At 64.2% G+C, this 358-nt stretch carries 1 protein-coding gene; it reads left to right on the forward strand.

Annotated elements, in window-relative coordinates; translation table 11 throughout:
• On the forward strand, positions 1 to 358 hold a 358-nt coding region (locus AF337_RS03855; RefSeq protein WP_152970886.1), incomplete at both ends, for an ATP-binding cassette domain-containing protein.

Here is a 358-nt window from a genome sequence, read left to right on the forward strand (position 1 = left end):
GCCCAACATCTCGCCACCCGCAACAACATCCTCAGTGGCGTTTTCCGGACCCGGGCGTTCCGCAAGGCCGAGGCAGAGGCTGTCGACCGGGCCTATCACTGGCTGGGGCAGATGAAGCTTGCCGAAGACGCCAACCGCCTGGCCGGCGAACTGCCTTACGGCCGGCAGCGCCGCGTCGAGATCGCCCGAGCCATGTGCACAGGCCCGAGCCTCATATGCCTCGACGAACCGGCTGCCGGCCTCAACCCCTCCGAAACGCTGGATCTGGCGGAGGTCATCCAACGGCTTTGTGCCGATCACAAACAGACGGTTCTCGTCATCGAGCACGACATGGGTCTCGTCATGCGCATTTCGAACC

The sequence above is a fragment of the Rhizobium ecuadorense genome, from assembly GCF_001187535.1.
In the GTDB taxonomy this organism is placed as follows: domain Bacteria; phylum Pseudomonadota; class Alphaproteobacteria; order Rhizobiales; family Rhizobiaceae; genus Rhizobium; species Rhizobium ecuadorense.